This is a genomic window from Paracoccus aestuariivivens (assembly GCF_009711225.1).
GTDB lineage: Bacteria > Pseudomonadota > Alphaproteobacteria > Rhodobacterales > Rhodobacteraceae > Paracoccus > Paracoccus aestuariivivens.
On the sequence record NZ_WMIE01000008.1, the window covers coordinates 101788 to 119148 of the forward strand.

The following is a 17361-nucleotide window of genomic DNA, read 5'->3' on the forward strand; positions in this document are numbered from 1 at the left end:
TCGAATTTTTGGGCCGCGCCATCGTTTGATGGAACGTCAATGGGTGCAATTCCTTGCCGCACAGGCGCATTCGGCCTATGTGCAGGGCAATGCCAAACCACAGGGGTGCCACATGCCGGACAGCCGCGTCTTGCTGATCGTCGCGGGCGGGATCGCCGCCTTCAAGATACCCGAGTTGATCCGCTTGTTGCGGCGCGAGGGTATCGCGGTCGAACCAGTGCTGACCAGCGCCGGAGCGCAATTCGTGACGCCATTGACCCTGTCCAGTCTGGCCGAGGCTCCGTGTCACACCGAGTTGTTCGACCTGACCCGCGAATCCCAAATGGGACATATCCAACTGTCGCGAAACGCCGATCTGGTCGTGGTTGCACCTGCAACGGCCGATCTGATAGCGCGGATGGCTGGCGGAATGGCAAACGATCTGGCCTCGACATTGCTGTTGGCGACGGACAAGCCGGTCCTGATCGCTCCGGCGATGAATGTACGGATGTGGCTGCATCCGGCGACGCAGCGGAACCGCGACCTGCTACAACAGGACGGCATCCATTTCGTCGGGCCGGACGAAGGCGATATGGCCTGCGGCGAATACGGCCCCGGCCGGATGGCCGAACCCGAGGTGATCATGGACGCCATCCGGCGGATGCTGGGGCGGGAAAGGCCGCTGCGCTTGCCGCTTGAGGCAGTCGTCCCTTCGCCCGAAGATCACCGTTTGGCGGGCAAGCATATCATCGTGACCTCGGGGCCGACGCATGAGCCGATCGATCCGGTGCGTTACATCGCGAACCGTTCCAGTGGGGCGCAGGGCACGGCAATCGCAAAGGCGCTGCGTGATATGGGGGCGCGGGTCAGTTTTGTAACCGGTCCGGCGGAAATCCCTCCCCCTGACGGGGTCGATGTGATCCGGGTCGAAACCGCAAAGGAAATGCGTGCGGCTGTCGAGGCTGCTTTGCCTGCGGATTCTGCGGTCATGGCGGCAGCGGTTGCGGATTGGCATGTGCTGAACGCGCAGGGCAGCAAGATCAAGAAAAACGCGGCGGGGCAGGCTCCGACTTTGGAATTCGCAGAGAATCCCGATATTCTGGCATGGATCAGCCAGCTTGAATGCGGCCGACCGGAACTTGTCGTGGGCTTCGCTGCGGAAACGAATGACGTGATTGCCCATGCGACGGCAAAACGCCTTCGCAAGGGGGCGGATTGGATCGTCGCCAATGATGTCAGCCCGGCGACCGGCATCATGGGGGGAACCGAAAACGCCGTGACGCTGATTTCTGACAGTGGCGCGGATGAGTGGCCGCGTATGGCCAAGGCTGATGTGGCGCGGCGTCTGGCCGAGCGCATCGCGGACGCATTGATCGGGCCGGTCCTGTTCGGTGCAGAGGTGGACGCATGACACAACGAGTATATCTGGACTGGAACGCAACCGCTCCGCTGCGCCCAGAAGCGCGCGATGCGATGCTGGATGCGACGAATATCGTGGGCAACCCTTCCTCGGTTCATGCCGAGGGGCGCGCGGCGAAATCCGCACTTGAAAAGGCGCGCGAGGATGTCGCTTCGGCTTTGGGGGCCGAAGGGGCGGATGTGATCTTTACCTCGGGGGCGACGGAATCCGCGGCGTTGGTGATGGAGGGGCGGGGACTGGCCTGTGCAGGTGTCGAACATGCTGCCGTTCTGGCTTGGTGCAAATCGGAACTGGCGGTAGGCCATGACGGCAAGGTGACCGTGACCGATCCGGCGCGCTCGGCGCTACAACTTGCGAACCCCGAAACCGGCGTCATTCAGGACCTGCCGCAGGGACTGGCGGTCAGCGACCTGACTCAGGCCTTTGGCAAGATCCCATTCGCCTTCAATTGGCTGGGGATCGAGGCGGGGATCGTCAGCGCGCATAAGCTGGGCGGCCCACGTGGAATCGGTGCTTTGATCGTCAAGCGCGGCACTGACATTCAGGCCAAACTGAAAGGCGGCGGGCAAGAGCAAGGCCGCCGTGCTGGCACCGAAAACCTGATCGGCATCATGGGATTCGCGGCTGCCGCAAAAGCGGCACAACATGATCTGGATCAAGGTATCGGAGAAAAAATTTCGGGCATCCGCGATTCGCTGATGGCCGCACTGGAATCTGGCGCAAAAATGGTTACATTCCCGGGACGCGAATCCCGTCGCCTTCCAAACACATTGTCGATCCTGACGCCCGGCTGGCGCGGAGAGACGCAGGTGATGCAGATGGATCTTGCCGGTTTTGCCGTTTCGGCGGGTTCGGCCTGTTCCTCGGGCAAGGTGCGGCCCAGTTCAGTGCTGACGGCCATGGGGATCGCGACGGAATGGGCGGGCGATGCAATCCGCGTCTCGATCGGTCCGACGACGGATGATCGGGACGTCATGCGTTTTGCAGAAGCCTGGCTGGCGGCATATGAGCGCTGGCGGCAAAGGAATGAATCGCGGGCGACCGCAGGAAGGGTTTGAGATGGCTGTTGAGATCAGCGACGAAATCGAGGTGCGCGAAGGCGTAGACCGCGAGACCGTCGAGACCGTCCAGAACATGGGGTCCTACAAATACGGCTGGGACACCGAGATCGAGATGGAATACGCGCCGAAAGGCGTGAACGAGGATATCGTCCGACTGATCTCGGCCAAGAACGAAGAGCCGGAATGGATGACCGAATGGCGCCTACAGGCTTTCCGCCGCTGGCAGACCATGACGGAACCCAAATGGGCGATGCTGAACTATCCTGAGATCGATTATCAGGACCAGTATTACTACGCCCGCCCGAAAAGCATGGAAGTGAAGCCGAAGTCCTTGGACGAGGTCGATCCCAAGCTGCTGGCGACTTACGAAAAGCTGGGCATTCCGCTGAAAGAGCAGATGCTACTGGCTGGCGTCGAAGGCGCGGACGAAACCCCGGCCGAGGCCCGCAAGGTCGCCGTGGATGCGGTCTTCGACTCGGTCTCGGTCGGCACTACCTTCAAGGATGAACTGGCGAAAGCTGGCGTCATCTTCTGCTCGATCTCGGAAGCCATCCGCGAGCATCCCGAACTGGTCAAGAAATACCTTGGCTCGGTCGTGCCGCAATCGGACAACTTCTTCGCGACGCTGAACTCGGCGGTCTTCTCGGATGGTTCCTTCGTCTACATCCCGCCGGGTACGCGCTGCCCGATGGAACTGTCGACCTATTTCCGCATCAACGCGGAGAACACCGGCCAGTTCGAGCGCACGCTGATCATCGCCGACAAAGGCAGCTACGTCAGCTACCTCGAAGGCTGCACCGCGCCCAAGCGTGACGTGGCCCAATTGCATGCCGCTGTAGTTGAAATCGTCATTCTGGAAGACGCCGAGGTGAAATACTCGACCGTCCAGAACTGGTTCCCCGGCGACGAGGAAGGCAAGGGCGGCATCTACAACTTCGTCACCAAGCGCGCGGATTGCCGCGAGGCGCGGGCGAAGGTCATGTGGACGCAGGTCGAGACCGGCTCGGCGATCACTTGGAAATACCCGTCCTGCATCCTGCGCGGCGAGGAAAGCCAAGGCGAGTTCTACTCGATCGCCATCGCCAACAATATGCAGCAGGCCGATACCGGGACCAAGATGATCCATCTTGGCAAGAACACCCGCTCGCGCATTGTTTCCAAAGGGATTTCTGCCGGTAAGGCGCAGAACACCTATCGCGGTCTCGTGTCCATGCACCCCAAGGCCACCAACAGCCGCAACTACACGCAATGCGACAGCCTGCTGATCGGCGATCAATGCGGCGCGCATACCGTGCCCTATATCGAGGTCAAGAACACCTCGTCCCGCGTCGAGCACGAGGCGACGACCAGCAAGGTCGATGATGACCAGCTGTTCTATTGCCGCGCCCGTGGCATGGACGAGGAAGAGGCCGTCGCACTGGTCGTGAACGGTTTCTGCCGCGAGGTCCTTCAGGCGCTTCCGATGGAATTCGCCATGGAAGCGCAATCGCTGGTCGCGATCTCGCTGGAAGGTTCCGTGGGGTGATCCCGTGCCGCGTCCCCAAGGGACGCGGCAACTCGCAGGACGGCAAGGCCGTTCTGGAAATTCATTTTGATGGTGTCGGGGCCCGGCACCGCCACACCATCGACTGAGGTAAGAATAATGCTGAACATCAAGAACCTGCACGTCAAACTTGAGGACGAGGACAAGCAGATCCTCAAGGGTGTCGATCTGACCGTCCCGGCGGGCGAGGTCCATGCGATCATGGGGCCGAACGGCTCGGGAAAATCGACGCTGTCCTATGTCCTTTCGGGCCGCGACGGCTATGAAGTGACCGAGGGCGAGGCATCGCTTTACGATCACGACCTGCTGGACATGGAGCCGGAAGAGCGCGCCGCGGCGGGCCTGTTCCTTGCTTTCCAATACCCGGTCGAGATCCCCGGCGTCGGCAACCTGACCTTCCTGCGCACCGCGGTGAACGCACAGCGCAAGGCGCGTGGCGAGGAAGAACTGTCCTCGGGCGAGTTCCTGAAAGTCGTGCGTGAAAAGGCCAAAGCCCTGCAGATCGACGCCGAGATGCTGAAGCGTCCGGTCAATGTCGGCTTCTCGGGCGGCGAAAAGAAGCGCAACGAGATCCTGCAAATGGCGATGCTGGAACCCAAGATGTGCATCCTTGACGAAACGGACTCGGGTCTGGACGTCGATGCAATGCGTCTGGTGGCCGAAGGCGTGAACGCGCTGCGTTCGCCCGAGCGCAGCTTCCTTGTCATCACCCACTACCAGCGCCTGCTGAACCATATCAAACCGGATGTCGTCCACATCATGTCGAACGGTCGCATCATCAAGACCGGCGGCCCGGAACTGGCGCTGGAAGTCGAAAAGAACGGCTATGGCGACCTGCTGGCGGAGGTTGGCTGATGGCGGATACGGCTATTCTTGCCGCCCAGACGCCCGCGGCCAAAGCCCGTCCCGCCGGGACGGCGCTCGAGGCCCGTCTGGCGGAACTCGACCTGCCGAAAGGCGGCTTCACCGCTGCGGCCCGTACTGACGCGGCAGCACGCCTGAACGCGATGGGCCTGCCCGGCAAGCGCGACGAATACTGGCGCTATACTGATCCGGCGGCTTTCAATGACCCGGTGGCGCAGCCGCTGGCCTTCACCTCGCGCCAATCGACGCTGTTTGATGATATCGAGCAGCTGAAGCTGGTCTTCGTCGATGGCCGTTTTGACGCGGCTGCTTCGGACGCGCTGGAAGGCGAGGGGCTTGAGGTCTCGACGCTGGCCGCTGCCGATGCATCGGGCGATCACTGGGCCTCGGATCTGTACGGCAAGCTGGAAACGGCGGGTCAGAACCCGGTGAAGCGTCCCTTCGCCGTGCTGAACACGCTGGCCGCCAACGATGGCGTGCTGATCCGCGTGACCGGCAAGGTCTCGCGTCCGGTTCATATCCTGTATCGCCGCGAGGCCGAGGATGCCGATGTCATCATCCGCCACGTCATCCGCCTTGAAGAAGGTTCGGAACTGACGCTGCTGGAAACCGGTGGCATTGCCGCACGCTCGAATGTCGCGATCGAGGTCGAGGTGAATAAGGAAGCCCGCTTCCATCACATCGCTTCCAAACGCGCGGATGACGCCAAGATCGGTATCGCGCATATCTTCGCCCGTGTGGGCGAAGGCGCGCTGTTCAAATCCTTCACGCTGTCCGTCAATGGCAGCATGATGCGCAATGAAGGCGTGATCGAGATCCTTGGCGATGACGCCGTGGCCCATATCGCCGCCGCCGTTCTGGGCGACGGCACCGAAGGCCGCTTCCATCACGACGACACCGTCTTCATCACCCATGCCGCCGAGCGTTGCGAAAGCCGTCAGGTGTTCAAGAAGGTGCTGAAGAACGGCGCGGACGGCATCTTCCAAGGCAAGATCCTAGTGAAGCCCGGCGCGCAAAAAACCGATGGCTACCAGATCAGCCAAGGGCTTCTGCTGGATGAGGGCAGCCAGTTCCTCGCCAAGCCCGAGCTGGAAATCTATGCCGATGACGTGAAATGCTCGCATGGTTCCACGACCGGCGCGCTGGACGAAACCGCGATGTTCTACCTGCGCTCGCGCGGCGTGCCGAAGGAACAGGCGGTGGTTCTGCTGGTCCTGTCCTTCCTCGCCGATGCGCTTGAGGAAATCGAGGATGACCGCCTGCGCGGCGATATCCTGACCCGTCTGGACGAGTGGCTGACCAGCCGCGCTTCGGCCTGAGACAGACGATGACCCGCGAAGGAATCCTGCCGCGGATCATCGAAAGCTGGTGGGCGCCGGGCAGGGTGGTCAACACCTTGCGCGGTCTGCCCGACCGGGCGCTGATCGCGATCCTGATGACTGCTATGCTGGTCTTTTGGATCGCGCAGGCACCGCAACACGCGCGGGATGCGCAGCTTGACCCCTCGGTTCCGTTGCAGGCGCGGATGGGCGGGGCGCTTCTGGCAGTGATGTTCATGCTGCCGCTGCTGGCCTATGCGTTGGCGGCGCTGGTTCAGGGCCTGTCGCGGTTGACACCGTGGGGGCTTGATGGCCAACAATCCCGCCTTGCGCTGTTCTGGGCGCTGTTGGCGGTTTCTCCCGCGATGCTGCTTTCGGGGTTGGTGGCGGGACTGATCGGGCCGGGTACGGCCTTGATGCTGACGCGAGTGCTGGCGGGCCTTGGTTTTCTCGTGATATGGGGCGCCGGAATAAGCGCTTTGACGAGGACAAGATGAAATTCACCGATCTTGGCGATCTGATGGTCCTGACGCTCAGGAACCCCGCCCATGCCGTCGAGGTCTTGCGCGGATTGGAACTGACTTCGGGTGAGCGATGGATGGTGCTGATGCTGGCGGCGACGTTGTCGAGCCTGCTGGCCGGACTCGCCCGCGTCATGTTCCCCGTTCCTGCGGATGACGCTTTGTCGGCGATTCTGTCGTCGCCTGTGACCTTGGCTGGCCTGCAATTCGCGGCGATGACCATTTCGGCGGGTGCGGTGACCGTGATTGGCCGCGCCTTTGGCGGTCAGGGTGAGTTCGAAGACGCGCTTTTGCTCATCGCTTGGGTCGAGTTGATCCTTGTCGGTCTGCAAGCCATGCAAGTGGTTCTCATGCTGCTGGTGCCGCCGACCGCCACGTTGATGTCGCTGGTCGCTTTCGGCCTGTCGATCTATCTGACTATCGCAATGACCAAGGCCCTGCACGGCTTCACCAGCACGCCCAAGGTGGCGTTGGGGCTGATCGGCGGGGTCTTTCTGGTGGCGACCGTTCTGTCGGTGATCGCCGCCGCATTTGGCATCCTTCCGGAGGTTGCGCCATGAGCTTCGATGTTGAAAAAATCCGCGCCGATTTCCCGATCCTCGGGCGGCAGGTGAACGGCCGCCCGCTGGTCTATCTGGACAATGGCGCTTCGGCCCAGAAGCCCCGACAGGTCATCGAGGCCATAACCCGCGCCTATTCCGACGAATATGCCAATGTCCATCGCGGGCTGCATTTCCTGTCGAACCTCGCGACCGAGAATTACGAACGCGTGCGCTCGATCATCGCGCGCTTCCTGCATGCTCCGCATGAAGACGAGGTGATCTTCACCTCGGGCGCGACCGAAGGGATCAACCTTGTCTCCTATGGTTGGGCCGCGCCGCGTCTGCAGGCTGGCGACGAGATCATTGTCTCGGTGCTGGAGCATCACGCCAATATCGTGCCGTGGCATTTCCTGCGCGAGCGTCAGGGCGTTGTGCTGAAATGGGTCGAGCCTGAAGCCGATGGCTCACTGCCGCCCGAAAAGGTGCTGGCCGCCGTCGGTCCCAAGACCAAGCTGGTCGCCGTCACCCATATGTCGAACGTGACCGGCACCGTGGTCGATGTGGCCGCGATTGCGCGCGGGACCGATGTGCCGGTGCTGGTCGATGGAAGTCAGGCCTCGGTCCATATGCCGGTCGATGTGGCCAGCCTTGGTGTCGATTTCTACTGCATCACCGGTCATAAGCTTTACGGCCCCTCGGGTTCGGGGGCGATCTGGATCAGCCGCGCGCGTCAGGCCGAGATGCGCCCCTTCATGGGTGGCGGCGACATGATCCGCACTGTCACGCGCGATAGCGTCGATTATGCCGATCCGCCCCTCCGGTTCGAGGCAGGCACCCCCGGCATCGTCAACCAGATCGGCCTTGGCGCCGCGCTGGAATACCTGATGGACCTTGGCATGGGGAACATCGCTGCGCATGAGAAAGTCTTGCGCGACTATGCCCGTGAACGTTTGCGCAGCCTCAACTGGCTGAACGTGCAGGGCGACGCGGCAGACAAGGGTGCGATCTTCTCGATGACGATGGAAGGGGCGCATGCCCATGACATCTCGACGATTCTGGACAAGCGCGGCATTGCCGTCCGGGCCGGTTCGCATTGTGCAATGCCCCTGATGGAGTTCTACGGCGTCAACGCCACCGCCCGTGCCAGCTTCGCAATGTACAATACCCGCGCCGAAGTTGACGCTTTGGTGGACGGACTGTCATTCTGTCGCGAGCTTTTCGCCTGACACCCATTGCAGCGCCGCACGAATGCGGCTAAGCAGCGAGGGCGATGCACCCGTAGCTCAGCTGGATAGAGCGCTGCCCTCCGAAGGCAGAGGCCAGAGGTTCGAATCCTCTCGGGTGCGCCACTAAATCTCGTAAGATCATATCGTTATGTGATCCACTACTGCGGTGATTGGAAATCGTATTTGTTACACGCAACAAGAACGCTCATTTCCTAGGTGTTATCTTAACATTCGCCGACCTACGGGATTTCTCAAATGAACCCCGTAGGTTAATCGCCACGGGATGACGAAACCCGCACCTGCCCGCAACCGGACGACAAACCGGAAATCAAATGGTGCGCCGTCAAGGCGCCATTGGTCCGGGCCCAACGGCGGACGCGCTGAAGCGGCGTGGTTCATTGCTGGTCTGGCAGGACAGGGACATGCTTGGTTGGCCCCCAAGGCTGATGGGCAGATACGTCACGTCGCTGATGATGGCTCGGCTGGAGAAGTATTTCGGATCGCTGACCGGCGACGTGCGGGGCATAGCCTGTTTTGCGAACGGAATCGTCTGCAAGAGCTTACCTGTCGCCGGCATGTCCCGTCTTTGACGTGCGGCGTCTTGAGGGAGGAGTTGAACGGCGAGCTACCATGATCTTTGTATAGGGCAGGTTCGTCTTTTTATTCACAATTCGAGGGCAGGCTGCCTCCTGCGGCCTCGCAAAGCGCATCAAACTGGACCCAGGCATTGCAGGTCGGACATCCGGGGTCGCTTGGGTCGTTTGGATCCGGAGTGATCGGTTCTTTGCAACGCTCGCCCCACCACTTTGTTATGGCCTCTTCGATCAGATCAGTACTCTTCATGACTTTTCTTAGGCATAGGATCGACACCCGCTTTTATCGAGCATTCGGAATGCGGGTGTCGATGCAGCGTCGTTACTGTTCACACGGACGGCGTGGTTGGCACCGCCCCGATATGTTACCGTGCTCCGTATAGCTGACGGGCCTCGCGGAACGACATCAGGCGGCACAGCTTTTCGTCCCAAAGGTGCAGGTTTACCGAGCGCAGGCTTTCAAGCAGCGTCAGTCGTTGCGCCGATTCAAGTTCTGAATGGTCGCGCAGGATCTCGGGCAGGCGGTAGAAGGGGATGCGGCTATACAAGTGGTGGACATGGTGGATGCCGATATTCGCCGACAGCCAGCGCAGCGGCTGGGGCAGGACGTAATGCGACGAACCGGCCAAGGCAGCCTCGTGCAACTGCCAGTCGTCACCCTTGGACCAATGCGTGTCCTCGAACTGGTGCTGGACGTAGAACAGCCAGACACCGATCGTACCGGCCAGTATCGTCGTCGGCAGGAAGATCAGCAGAACCGGCATCGGGCCAGCCAGCCACAACATCAGGCCCAGAATCAGCGCCAGTACGACATTGGTGCCAAGCGCAGAAATCCAGAACTGGCGTCCTGATTGCATCAGACCGATGGGCAGGCGGTTTTGCAGCAAGAATAGATAGGCTGGCCCCAGTACAAACAGCACAAAGGGATGACGATACAGCCGGTACATCAAACGACCGAGCCTGTTGCGACCGTGATATTCTGCGACCGTCAGGGTCATCACATCGCCGATGCCGCGCTGGTCAAGATTGCCGTGCTGGGCGTGATGCAGCGAATGGGTGCGCTTCCAAACGTCATAGGGCGTCAGCGTCAGCACTCCAAGGCAGCGGCCGACCCAGTCCTGAACGTTACGGTTCTTGAAAAACGAGGCATGGCCACAATCGTGCTGGATGCAGAACAGACGAACCAGAAACAGCCCGTTGATCAGTGCAATGCCGAAGGTCAGCCAATAGCTGATGCCCAGCGAGGCCCAGGCCAGCACCCAAAGTGCAACGAAGGGGACGATTGTTACCACCAACTCGATTATGCTGCGACGCGTGCTTGGCTCTCGGTACTTTGCCAATATCTGCACCCACTCCTTTGCCTGACGCGGAGTGGTCCTGTCCGAGTTGTTCATAAATCCGCGCCCTTACGCCTGCTAGATAACCAGCGGGCGTTACCACGGATAGATGGGGTGCGATACGGGGCGAGAGGTGTTTTGCATAGTTGAGCGTTATAATCGGCAAATCTATGTCACCGACACGCTCAGATGATCAGCCCGCGCAAGCCGGATCTTGGTCTGTTACAGCGGCGCTGTCGTCGTGGTCGTCTCGGTCGCCGGTCCTTCGGCTGGAGTTCCGGCATTTCGTTCACGCCCACCTTCGTTTCGGCAGGCTGCGTTGGCGGCCTCGTCGCTCAGCGTGGCGGGTTTGGTCAATGCGCGATCCCATAGCACCATGTCACGGCGATAAAGCTGGCAGGTCACGTCACCCGCCTCGGTTTTGACAGTGACGACCGGCGTTTCGTAATCCGCCGGATCGTTCGAGCATGCCGAGAAAGAAAGCAGTCCCAGAGCGAGGAAACCATATTTCATCGCGGTGATTCCTTTCATGAATGCAATGCCCTCAGGTTGGTTATTTGTATAATTTGCACAAGAAAAAATGTGACCAATCCGTAGGTTTGCCCAAGATGCCTGCGGGAATTTGGGAAAAGCCGTAGGGATTGCAGCGAAAAGCGGCCCGAAATGGGCCGCTGATCTAGGTCTTGCACCGTTTGCCGCTTGCTTCAGGTCAGCGCGGCCAGAATACGTGCCCAACTGCGCGCGCCCTTGGCGAAGCTGTCGAGGTCGTATTTCTCATTCGGAGAGTGGATGCGGTCGTCGTCGCGTCCAAATCCGATCAACATCGAATCCATACCGAGGATTTCCTTGAAGTCTCCGGCAATGGGGATTGATCCACCCGCACCAATATAGGCGGCCTCGCGGCTCCATTCGTCCGACAATGCTGCTTTGGCCAAGCCGAAGGCAGGGTCCGAGATGTCCATCCGGCTGGCAGGGCTTGCGCCATGAGCCTCGAATTCAACCGTGCAATCATCGGGCAGGGCGTTGCGGATGTGCGCGCGGAAGGCCTCGCGGATTTTTTGCGGATCTTGCGTTCCGGTCAGGCGGAAGCTGACCTTGGCGCGTGCCTCGGCGGGCAGGACCGTCTTGAAGCCGTCTCCGGTATAGCCGCCGGTGATGCCGTTGATCTCGAATGTCGGCCGGTTCCAGACCATTTCGAGTCCGGTGCGGCCGGTTTCGCCGACGGGATGTCTCAAACCGACCCGCGACAGGTATTCCGAGGGATCGAAGCCCAGATCATCCCAATCCGAGCGCAATTCGTCGGACAGATCTTCGACGCCGTCGTAAAAACCGGGCAGCGTCACGCGACCCTTCGCGTCCTTGACCGTTGCCAACGCGTTGACCAGCAACTGGATCGGGTTTGCGGCCAGCCCTCCGAAGCTGCCCGAATGCAGGTCGCGGTCGGCGGCGCGAATGATGATCTCGTCCCCGTACAAGCCGCGCAATTGCGTGGTGATGGCGGGGCGTCCGTCCGCATACATGCTGGTGTCGCAGATCATCGCGATTCCTGCGCGCAACTCGTCGGCGTTCTCGTGCAGGAAGGGGCGAAGGCTGGGCGAGCCGGATTCTTCCTCGCCTTCGAACAGCAGGACCAGATCGGTGGGCAGGCTGCCATGGACCTCTTTCCACGCACGGAAGGCTTCAACAAAAGTCATCAGCTGCCCTTTGTCATCTGCCGCGCCACGCGCACGGATGACCTTGCCCGCGGGCGCGTCCTGAACTTCCGGTTCGAATGGCGGGCGGTCCCAAAGATTCAGCGGATCGACCGGCTGGACATCGTAATGGCCGTAGAACAGCAGCGCTCTGCGGTCACCTTTTGGCGAATGCGCGACGACCATCGGATGGCCGGTCGTGTCGCGGACCGAGGCATCGAACCCGAGTGAAGCCAGTTCGTCGCGCAGCCATTCGGCGGCGCGCCGGACGTCGCCTTTATGTGCCGGATCGGTCGAGATCGAAGGGATGCGCAGGAACTCCAACAGCCGCTGCAAGGCCTGTGGCAGACCTTTGTCGAGCGTTGAAAGAACTTCGCCGATTCTTGTATTATCCTGCATATTTTGCCTTTCTCGATTGAATTTCTCAGAGAAATCCAGTGGTCCCATGGTCGTAATGCGACATTTTGCCTCTATATTTCCGTTGGTTTGACACGTATCAAGTCAACACCCGCGGGATCATGCAAAGATCTCCCAAGCAAGCACGTTCTAGCAAGGCAAGGGACGCAGATGGACTATTCGGCCGCCCTCGATCAGGCAATCGGGAAGCTGCATGAGGAAGGCCGCTACCGGACTTTCATTGATATCGAGCGGCGTAAGGGCGCGTTTCCGCATGCGATCTGGACCCGTCCCGACGGAACCGAGACACAGATCACCGTTTGGTGTGGCAATGACTATCTGGGCATGGGCCAACATCCCGCAGTCCTGAACGCCATGCACGAGGCGTTGGACGCGACCGGCGCAGGCTCGGGCGGGACGCGCAATATTTCCGGCACTACGGTTTACCACAAGCGCCTTGAGGCCGAGATCGCGGATCTGCACGGCAAAGAGGCCGCGCTTGTCTTCTCAAGTGCTTACATCGCCAACGACGCGACACTTTCGACGCTGCGCAAGTTGTTCCCCGGATTGATCATCTATTCTGATGCGTTGAACCATGCCTCGATGATCGAGGGGATCAAGCGTTTCGACGGCGCTAAGCGCATCTTCCGTCACAATGACGTGGCCCATCTGCGTGAATTGCTTGAGGCCGACGATCCGGACGCCCCCAAACTGATCGCGTTCGAGTCGATTTACTCGATGGACGGTGATTTCGGTCCCATCGCCGCGATCTGCGATCTGGCCGACGAATTCAATGCGCTGACCTATCTGGACGAGGTTCATGCCGTGGGCATGTACGGTCCGCGTGGCGGTGGTGTCGCTGAACGCGACAATCTGGCCGACCGTATCGATATTTTCAACGGCACGTTGGGCAAGGCATTCGGTGTATTCGGCGGTTATATCGCCGCAACCGCGAAGATGGTGGATGCGATCCGGTCATACGCACCCGGCTTCATCTTCACGACTTCGATACCGCCGGCGGTGGCTGCGGGGGCGGCTGCCTCGATCGCGCTCCTGAAAACCGCCGAGGGGCAGGCGCTGCGCGACAAGCAGCAATTGCACGCCCGCATTCTCAAGATGCGCCTGCGCGGTCTGGGCATGCCGATCATGGATCATGGCAGCCACATCGTTCCGGTGCATGTCGGTCATCCGGTTCACTGTAAGGCATTGTCCGATATGCTTCTTGCCGATTTCGGTATTTATGTGCAGCCGATCAACTTCCCGACCGTGCCGCGCGGAACCGAGCGTTTGCGCTTCACGCCGTCGCCGGTTCACACGCCGGATGAAATTGATGCTCTTGTCCGGGCAATGGATGCGCTGTGGTCGCAGTGCAAGCTCAACCGTTCATCGAACGTTGCCTGAGAGTTGTTGAGGGGTGATAACCTCTCGCGCCCGTGATAACCTTCTATTAATGAAGCTGTGGCAACCTTCCGATTCGGAAGGCTAGGGCAGTAAGAAAAACAATGGGGCGGCGGAATGATCGGGCTGAGGGGGAGTTCCCCAATGCAGCATGATGAACAGGCGGTGAACCCGCCAGGCTCGGAAGAAGCCGAAATTCGGCTCGGCGACCTGATGCGGGGCGAACGCGCCACGATGGGCAAGTCGCTATTGGACGTGCAGCGCGAGTTGCGGATCCGGGCATCTTATGTTGCCGCAATCGAAAATTGCGACATCTCGGCTTTTGACGCACCCAGCTTTATCGCTGGGTACGTGCGCTCTTATGCGCGCTATCTTGGCATGGATTCCGACTGGACCTTCCGGCGCTTTTGTCAGGAATCGGGCTTCAAGCCGACGCATGGCATGGCTCCGGCGGCGTCCGGACCCAAACCCCAGCGCCGTCCCTCCGATCCGGCCGAGGCTTTGGCCAACCCGCATCCGATTTTCCTACCCAAACCCGAGAGCATGTGGTCCTCGATCGAGCCGCGCGCAATCGGCTCGTTTCTGGTCATGGCGGTGCTGGCTTGCGGGCTGGGCTACGGCGGATGGTCGGTCCTGCAAGAGGTCCAGAAGGTCAATCTGACCCCCGGTGAGCAAGCGCCCGGCGTCATCGCTTCGCTTGATCCCGTGCAAGACGCGGCCGAGCCTGAAACCGTCGATTCGGCGCAGGTGAATCTGCCGCGCCCCGAGGGGATCGACCGTACTTACCGTCCGCAGGCGCTTGAGGTGCCGGTTCTGGTCGCGCGTGACGGTCCGATTTCGGCGATCGATCCGGGGCTGAAATCGCCGGCGATGCAGCCCGAAACACGGATCGCTGCGACCAGTCCTGCGCAATCGGCGGTGGCGGATCAGGTCTTTGGACCGGAAATGCCGCAAAAACTGGCGGCGGTTCGGACGGTGGCTCCGGATCTCGCGGGCGTCGAATTGCTGGCTGCCCGACCGGCCTGGGTGCGTGTTACCTCGGCGGACGGAACGGTGCTGCTGGAAAAAACCATGGATGCGGGCGAACGCTTCGCGTTGCCCAAGCTGGAAGCCGCACCCGTCCTTCGCACCGGCAATTCCGGCGCGGTCTATTTTGCGGTGAACGGTCAAACCTATGGTCCTGCTGCGCCGGGGCCTAAGATCGTCAAGAATGTCGAACTTTCTCCTGAGGCGGTGACGGCCAAATTCGCATTGGCCGACCCTGCCAAGGATCCCGAGCTTGCTTCGATGATCGCGGTGGCTTCGGCCGCCCCGACGGCCTCGACCGCCGAGGTCGAGGACTAGGCGCACACTTATTTGCTTGCCGTGAAACCGACGCGCCGGGTTGTTCCCCGGCGCGCATCAGCCTATGTCTGACGCAACAAGATTTCGCGCTGCAAAAGGCCCTCGCCATGTCGCTTAACCCGATCCGTCCTTGGCGCAATATCGAACGGCGCAAATCCCGCCAGATCATGGTCGGGCGCGTGCCGGTGGGTGGTGACGCCCCGATCAGTGTCCAGACCATGACGAACACGGACACCAGCGACGTCCGCGGCACGCTTGACCAGATCATCCGTGCCGCCGATGTCGGAGCGGATATCGTTCGCGTCTCGACACCCGACGAATCCTCGACCCGCGCCCTACGCGAGATCTGCCGCGAAAGCCCCGTTCCCATCGTCGCTGATATCCACTTTCACTACCGCCGCGCGATCGAGGCGGCCGAGGCTGGTGCTGCCTGTCTCCGGATCAATCCCGGCAATATCGGTGATGCCAACCGCGTGCGTGAGGTCATCAAGGCCGCAAGGGACCACGGTTGTTCGATCCGGATCGGCGTGAACGCGGGCAGCCTTGAAAAGCATCTGCTTGAGAAGTACGGAGAGCCGTGCCCCGATGCGATGGTCGAATCCGGCCTCGATCACATCAAGTTGCTGCAAGACAACGATTTCCACGAATTCAAGATCAGCGTAAAGGCCTCGGATGTCTTCCTTGCCGCCGCAGCTTACCAGCAACTTGCCGACGCGACCGATGCCCCGATCCATCTTGGCATCACCGAAGCAGGTGGCCTTGTCGCCGGTACGGTGAAATCGGCCATCGGACTTGGCAATCTGCTGTGGATGGGGATCGGCGACACGATCCGCGTCAGCCTTTCGGCGGACCCGGTCGAGGAGGTCAAGGTCGGCTTCGAGATCCTCAAGTCACTTGGCCTGCGTACGCGCGGCGTTCAGATCATTTCCTGCCCCAGCTGCGCCCGTCAGGGTTTCGACGTCATCAAGACCGTCGAGGTTCTCGAAAAGCGGCTCGAGCATATCAAGACTCCGATGAGCCTTTCGATCATCGGTTGCGTGGTGAATGGCCCCGGCGAGGCTCTGATGACCGATATCGGTTTCACCGGCGGCGGGGCCGGATCGGGGATGGTGTATCTGACCGGAAAACAGGACCATAAGATGTCGAACGATCAGATGGTCGATCACATCGTCGAGCTGGTCGAGAAACGAGCCGCCGAACTGGCCGCCGCCGAGGCTGCTCAGGCAGCCGAGTAAGACGTCACACCACTGGAACGATCCGTGCCGCGCCCGCAAAAGGCGCGGCACGAAAATTTCGGCTCAGCCTTGCTTCTTTGCGGTCCGTGCGCGAGCGATCGCACCGTCGAGGCCATCGGCCGGAACGCCGCGCAGCATTTCCCCTTCGATAATGAAGGTCGGCGTGCCCATGATGCGCATCTGCTCGGCCAGTTGATGGTTCTTGCGCAAAACGGCCGAGACTTCTTCGGTGTTCATCCGGTTTAGGACTGCGGTTCGGTCGACAGACAGTTCGTCGGCCAGCTTGCCCAGAGTTTCCAGATTGACCGGACCGCGCGACTCCATCAGCGCATCATGCGCCTTCTTGTATGGCTCGGCTCCGGCCTCTTGCAGCACGGCCACGGTGAAACGCGCTGCGAGGTCGCTTTCCTGTGTCAGGATCGGGAATTCCTTGACGATCCAGCGGATATTGCCATCGGCCGCGATCAGCTCTTCAAGCTCGGGATGGACTTTTTTGCAGACGCCGCAGCGGTAATCGACAAACTCGACCATCGTGATGTCGCCATCCGGATTGCCGCCAATCCAGCTATGGCCGTCGTTGAAGATAGCTTCGCGGTTGTTCGTGACCAGAAGCTTGTCATTCTTGGATTCGTCAGCGACGCGGCGCTCTTCAAGGACGTTGATCGCTTCGACCAGCACATTCGGGTTCGCCATCAGGTATTCGCGCACCGCTTCGCCGAAGGCTGCTTTTTCGGTCTCCGTCATGCTGGCGGGGTCGAATGCCAAGGCGGGCAGGGTGGTCGCGGCAAGGGCCGCCGCGGTCAGAATGGCTTTCATCCGGTGTCCTTTCATTTCGGCAAAAGCTTGTCTCTTTGGGGCAGGGGTTGCAAGCATCCTTGCATCACGGCTGGTT

16 protein-coding genes and 1 tRNA gene are annotated in these 17361 nt (G+C 60.7%); 13 read left to right on the plus strand and 4 right to left on the minus strand.

Annotated elements, in window-relative coordinates; translation table 11 throughout:
- Nucleotides 1–112: 112 nt before the first annotated feature.
- The 10 genes from coaBC to GL286_RS14045 all read left to right on the plus strand — a co-directional run bounded on the left by coaBC (nt 113) and on the right by GL286_RS14045 (nt 9065).
- A complete protein-coding gene (gene coaBC / locus GL286_RS14000) occupies nt 113–1390 on the plus strand; it encodes a bifunctional phosphopantothenoylcysteine decarboxylase/phosphopantothenate--cysteine ligase CoaBC (RefSeq protein WP_155096263.1) in 1278 nt (425 codons plus the stop codon).
- Nucleotides 1387–2457: a cysteine desulfurase family protein gene (locus GL286_RS14005; protein WP_155096192.1), complete on the plus strand. Its 1071-nt coding sequence runs from the start codon at nt 1387–1389 to the stop codon at nt 2455–2457. The genes coaBC and GL286_RS14005 overlap by 4 nt, the downstream gene beginning before the upstream one ends.
- Before the next feature lies 1 nt (nt 2458).
- Nucleotides 2459–3985, plus strand: coding sequence for a Fe-S cluster assembly protein SufB (gene sufB, locus GL286_RS14010; RefSeq protein ID WP_155096193.1), 1527 nt, complete (start codon nt 2459–2461; stop codon nt 3983–3985).
- A gap of 117 nt (nt 3986–4102) precedes the next feature.
- Nucleotides 4103–4858 carry a Fe-S cluster assembly ATPase SufC gene (gene sufC, locus GL286_RS14015; RefSeq protein ID WP_155096194.1) on the plus strand — a complete coding sequence of 252 codons (756 nt, stop codon included), beginning with the start codon at nt 4103–4105 and terminating at the stop codon, nt 4856–4858.
- A complete protein-coding gene (locus tag GL286_RS14020; RefSeq protein WP_155096195.1) occupies nt 4858–6186 on the plus strand; it encodes a SufB/SufD family protein in 1329 nt (442 codons plus the stop codon). Before sufC ends, GL286_RS14020 begins: the two co-directional genes overlap by 1 nt.
- Nucleotides 6187–6194: 8 nt before the next feature.
- Nucleotides 6195–6683, plus strand: a complete 489-nt coding sequence (locus GL286_RS14025) for a hypothetical protein (protein WP_155096196.1) — start codon at nt 6195–6197, stop codon at nt 6681–6683.
- Nucleotides 6680–7267 (plus strand): Yip1 family protein, encoded by a 588-nt coding sequence (locus GL286_RS14030; protein WP_155096197.1) that lies wholly within the window; start codon nt 6680–6682, stop codon nt 7265–7267. The genes GL286_RS14025 and GL286_RS14030 overlap by 4 nt, the downstream gene beginning before the upstream one ends.
- Nucleotides 7264–8475 (plus strand): cysteine desulfurase, encoded by a 1212-nt coding sequence (locus GL286_RS14035; protein ID WP_155096198.1) that lies wholly within the window; start codon nt 7264–7266, stop codon nt 8473–8475. Before GL286_RS14030 ends, GL286_RS14035 begins: the two co-directional genes overlap by 4 nt.
- Before the next feature lie 46 nt (nt 8476–8521).
- A tRNA-Arg gene (locus GL286_RS14040) sits at nt 8522–8598 on the plus strand.
- A gap of 209 nt (nt 8599–8807) precedes the next feature.
- Nucleotides 8808–9065 carry a hypothetical protein gene (locus GL286_RS14045; RefSeq protein WP_155096199.1) on the plus strand — a complete coding sequence of 86 codons (258 nt, stop codon included), beginning with the start codon at nt 8808–8810 and terminating at the stop codon, nt 9063–9065.
- A gap of 368 nt (nt 9066–9433) precedes the next feature.
- Here GL286_RS14045 and GL286_RS14050 read toward each other — a convergent pair whose 3' ends face one another.
- The 3 genes from GL286_RS14050 to GL286_RS14060 form a co-directional block, all read right to left on the minus strand.
- Nucleotides 9434–10462 carry a fatty acid desaturase gene (locus GL286_RS14050; RefSeq protein ID WP_155096200.1) on the minus strand — a complete coding sequence of 343 codons (1029 nt, stop codon included), beginning with the start codon at nt 10460–10462 and terminating at the stop codon, nt 9434–9436.
- Between the two features lie 165 nt (nt 10463–10627).
- Nucleotides 10628–10936 carry a hypothetical protein gene (locus tag GL286_RS14055; RefSeq protein ID WP_246184955.1) on the minus strand — a complete coding sequence of 103 codons (309 nt, stop codon included), beginning with the start codon at nt 10934–10936 and terminating at the stop codon, nt 10628–10630.
- 173 nt (nt 10937–11109) lie between these two features.
- Nucleotides 11110–12495 (minus strand): dipeptidase, encoded by a 1386-nt coding sequence (locus GL286_RS14060; RefSeq protein WP_155096201.1) that lies wholly within the window; start codon nt 12493–12495, stop codon nt 11110–11112.
- 168 nt (nt 12496–12663) lie between these two features.
- Here GL286_RS14060 and hemA point away from each other — a divergent pair, with 168 nt between their 5' ends.
- From hemA to ispG, 3 genes are all read left to right on the plus strand, one after another.
- Nucleotides 12664–13893, plus strand: a complete 1230-nt coding sequence (gene hemA / locus GL286_RS14065) for a 5-aminolevulinate synthase (RefSeq protein ID WP_155096202.1) — start codon at nt 12664–12666, stop codon at nt 13891–13893.
- 114 nt (nt 13894–14007) lie between these two features.
- Nucleotides 14008–15234, plus strand: a complete 1227-nt coding sequence (locus GL286_RS14070; protein ID WP_155096203.1) for a helix-turn-helix domain-containing protein — start codon at nt 14008–14010, stop codon at nt 15232–15234.
- A 107-nt stretch (nt 15235–15341) separates the two neighbouring features.
- Nucleotides 15342–16469 (plus strand): flavodoxin-dependent (E)-4-hydroxy-3-methylbut-2-enyl-diphosphate synthase, encoded by a 1128-nt coding sequence (gene ispG / locus GL286_RS14075; protein ID WP_155096204.1) that lies wholly within the window; start codon nt 15342–15344, stop codon nt 16467–16469.
- Between the two features lie 63 nt (nt 16470–16532).
- On the opposite strand, the gene GL286_RS14080 is transcribed toward ispG, so the two are convergent.
- Nucleotides 16533–17285 (minus strand): DsbA family protein, encoded by a 753-nt coding sequence (locus GL286_RS14080; protein ID WP_155096205.1) that lies wholly within the window; start codon nt 17283–17285, stop codon nt 16533–16535.
- Between the last annotated feature and the right edge of the window lie 76 nt (nt 17286–17361).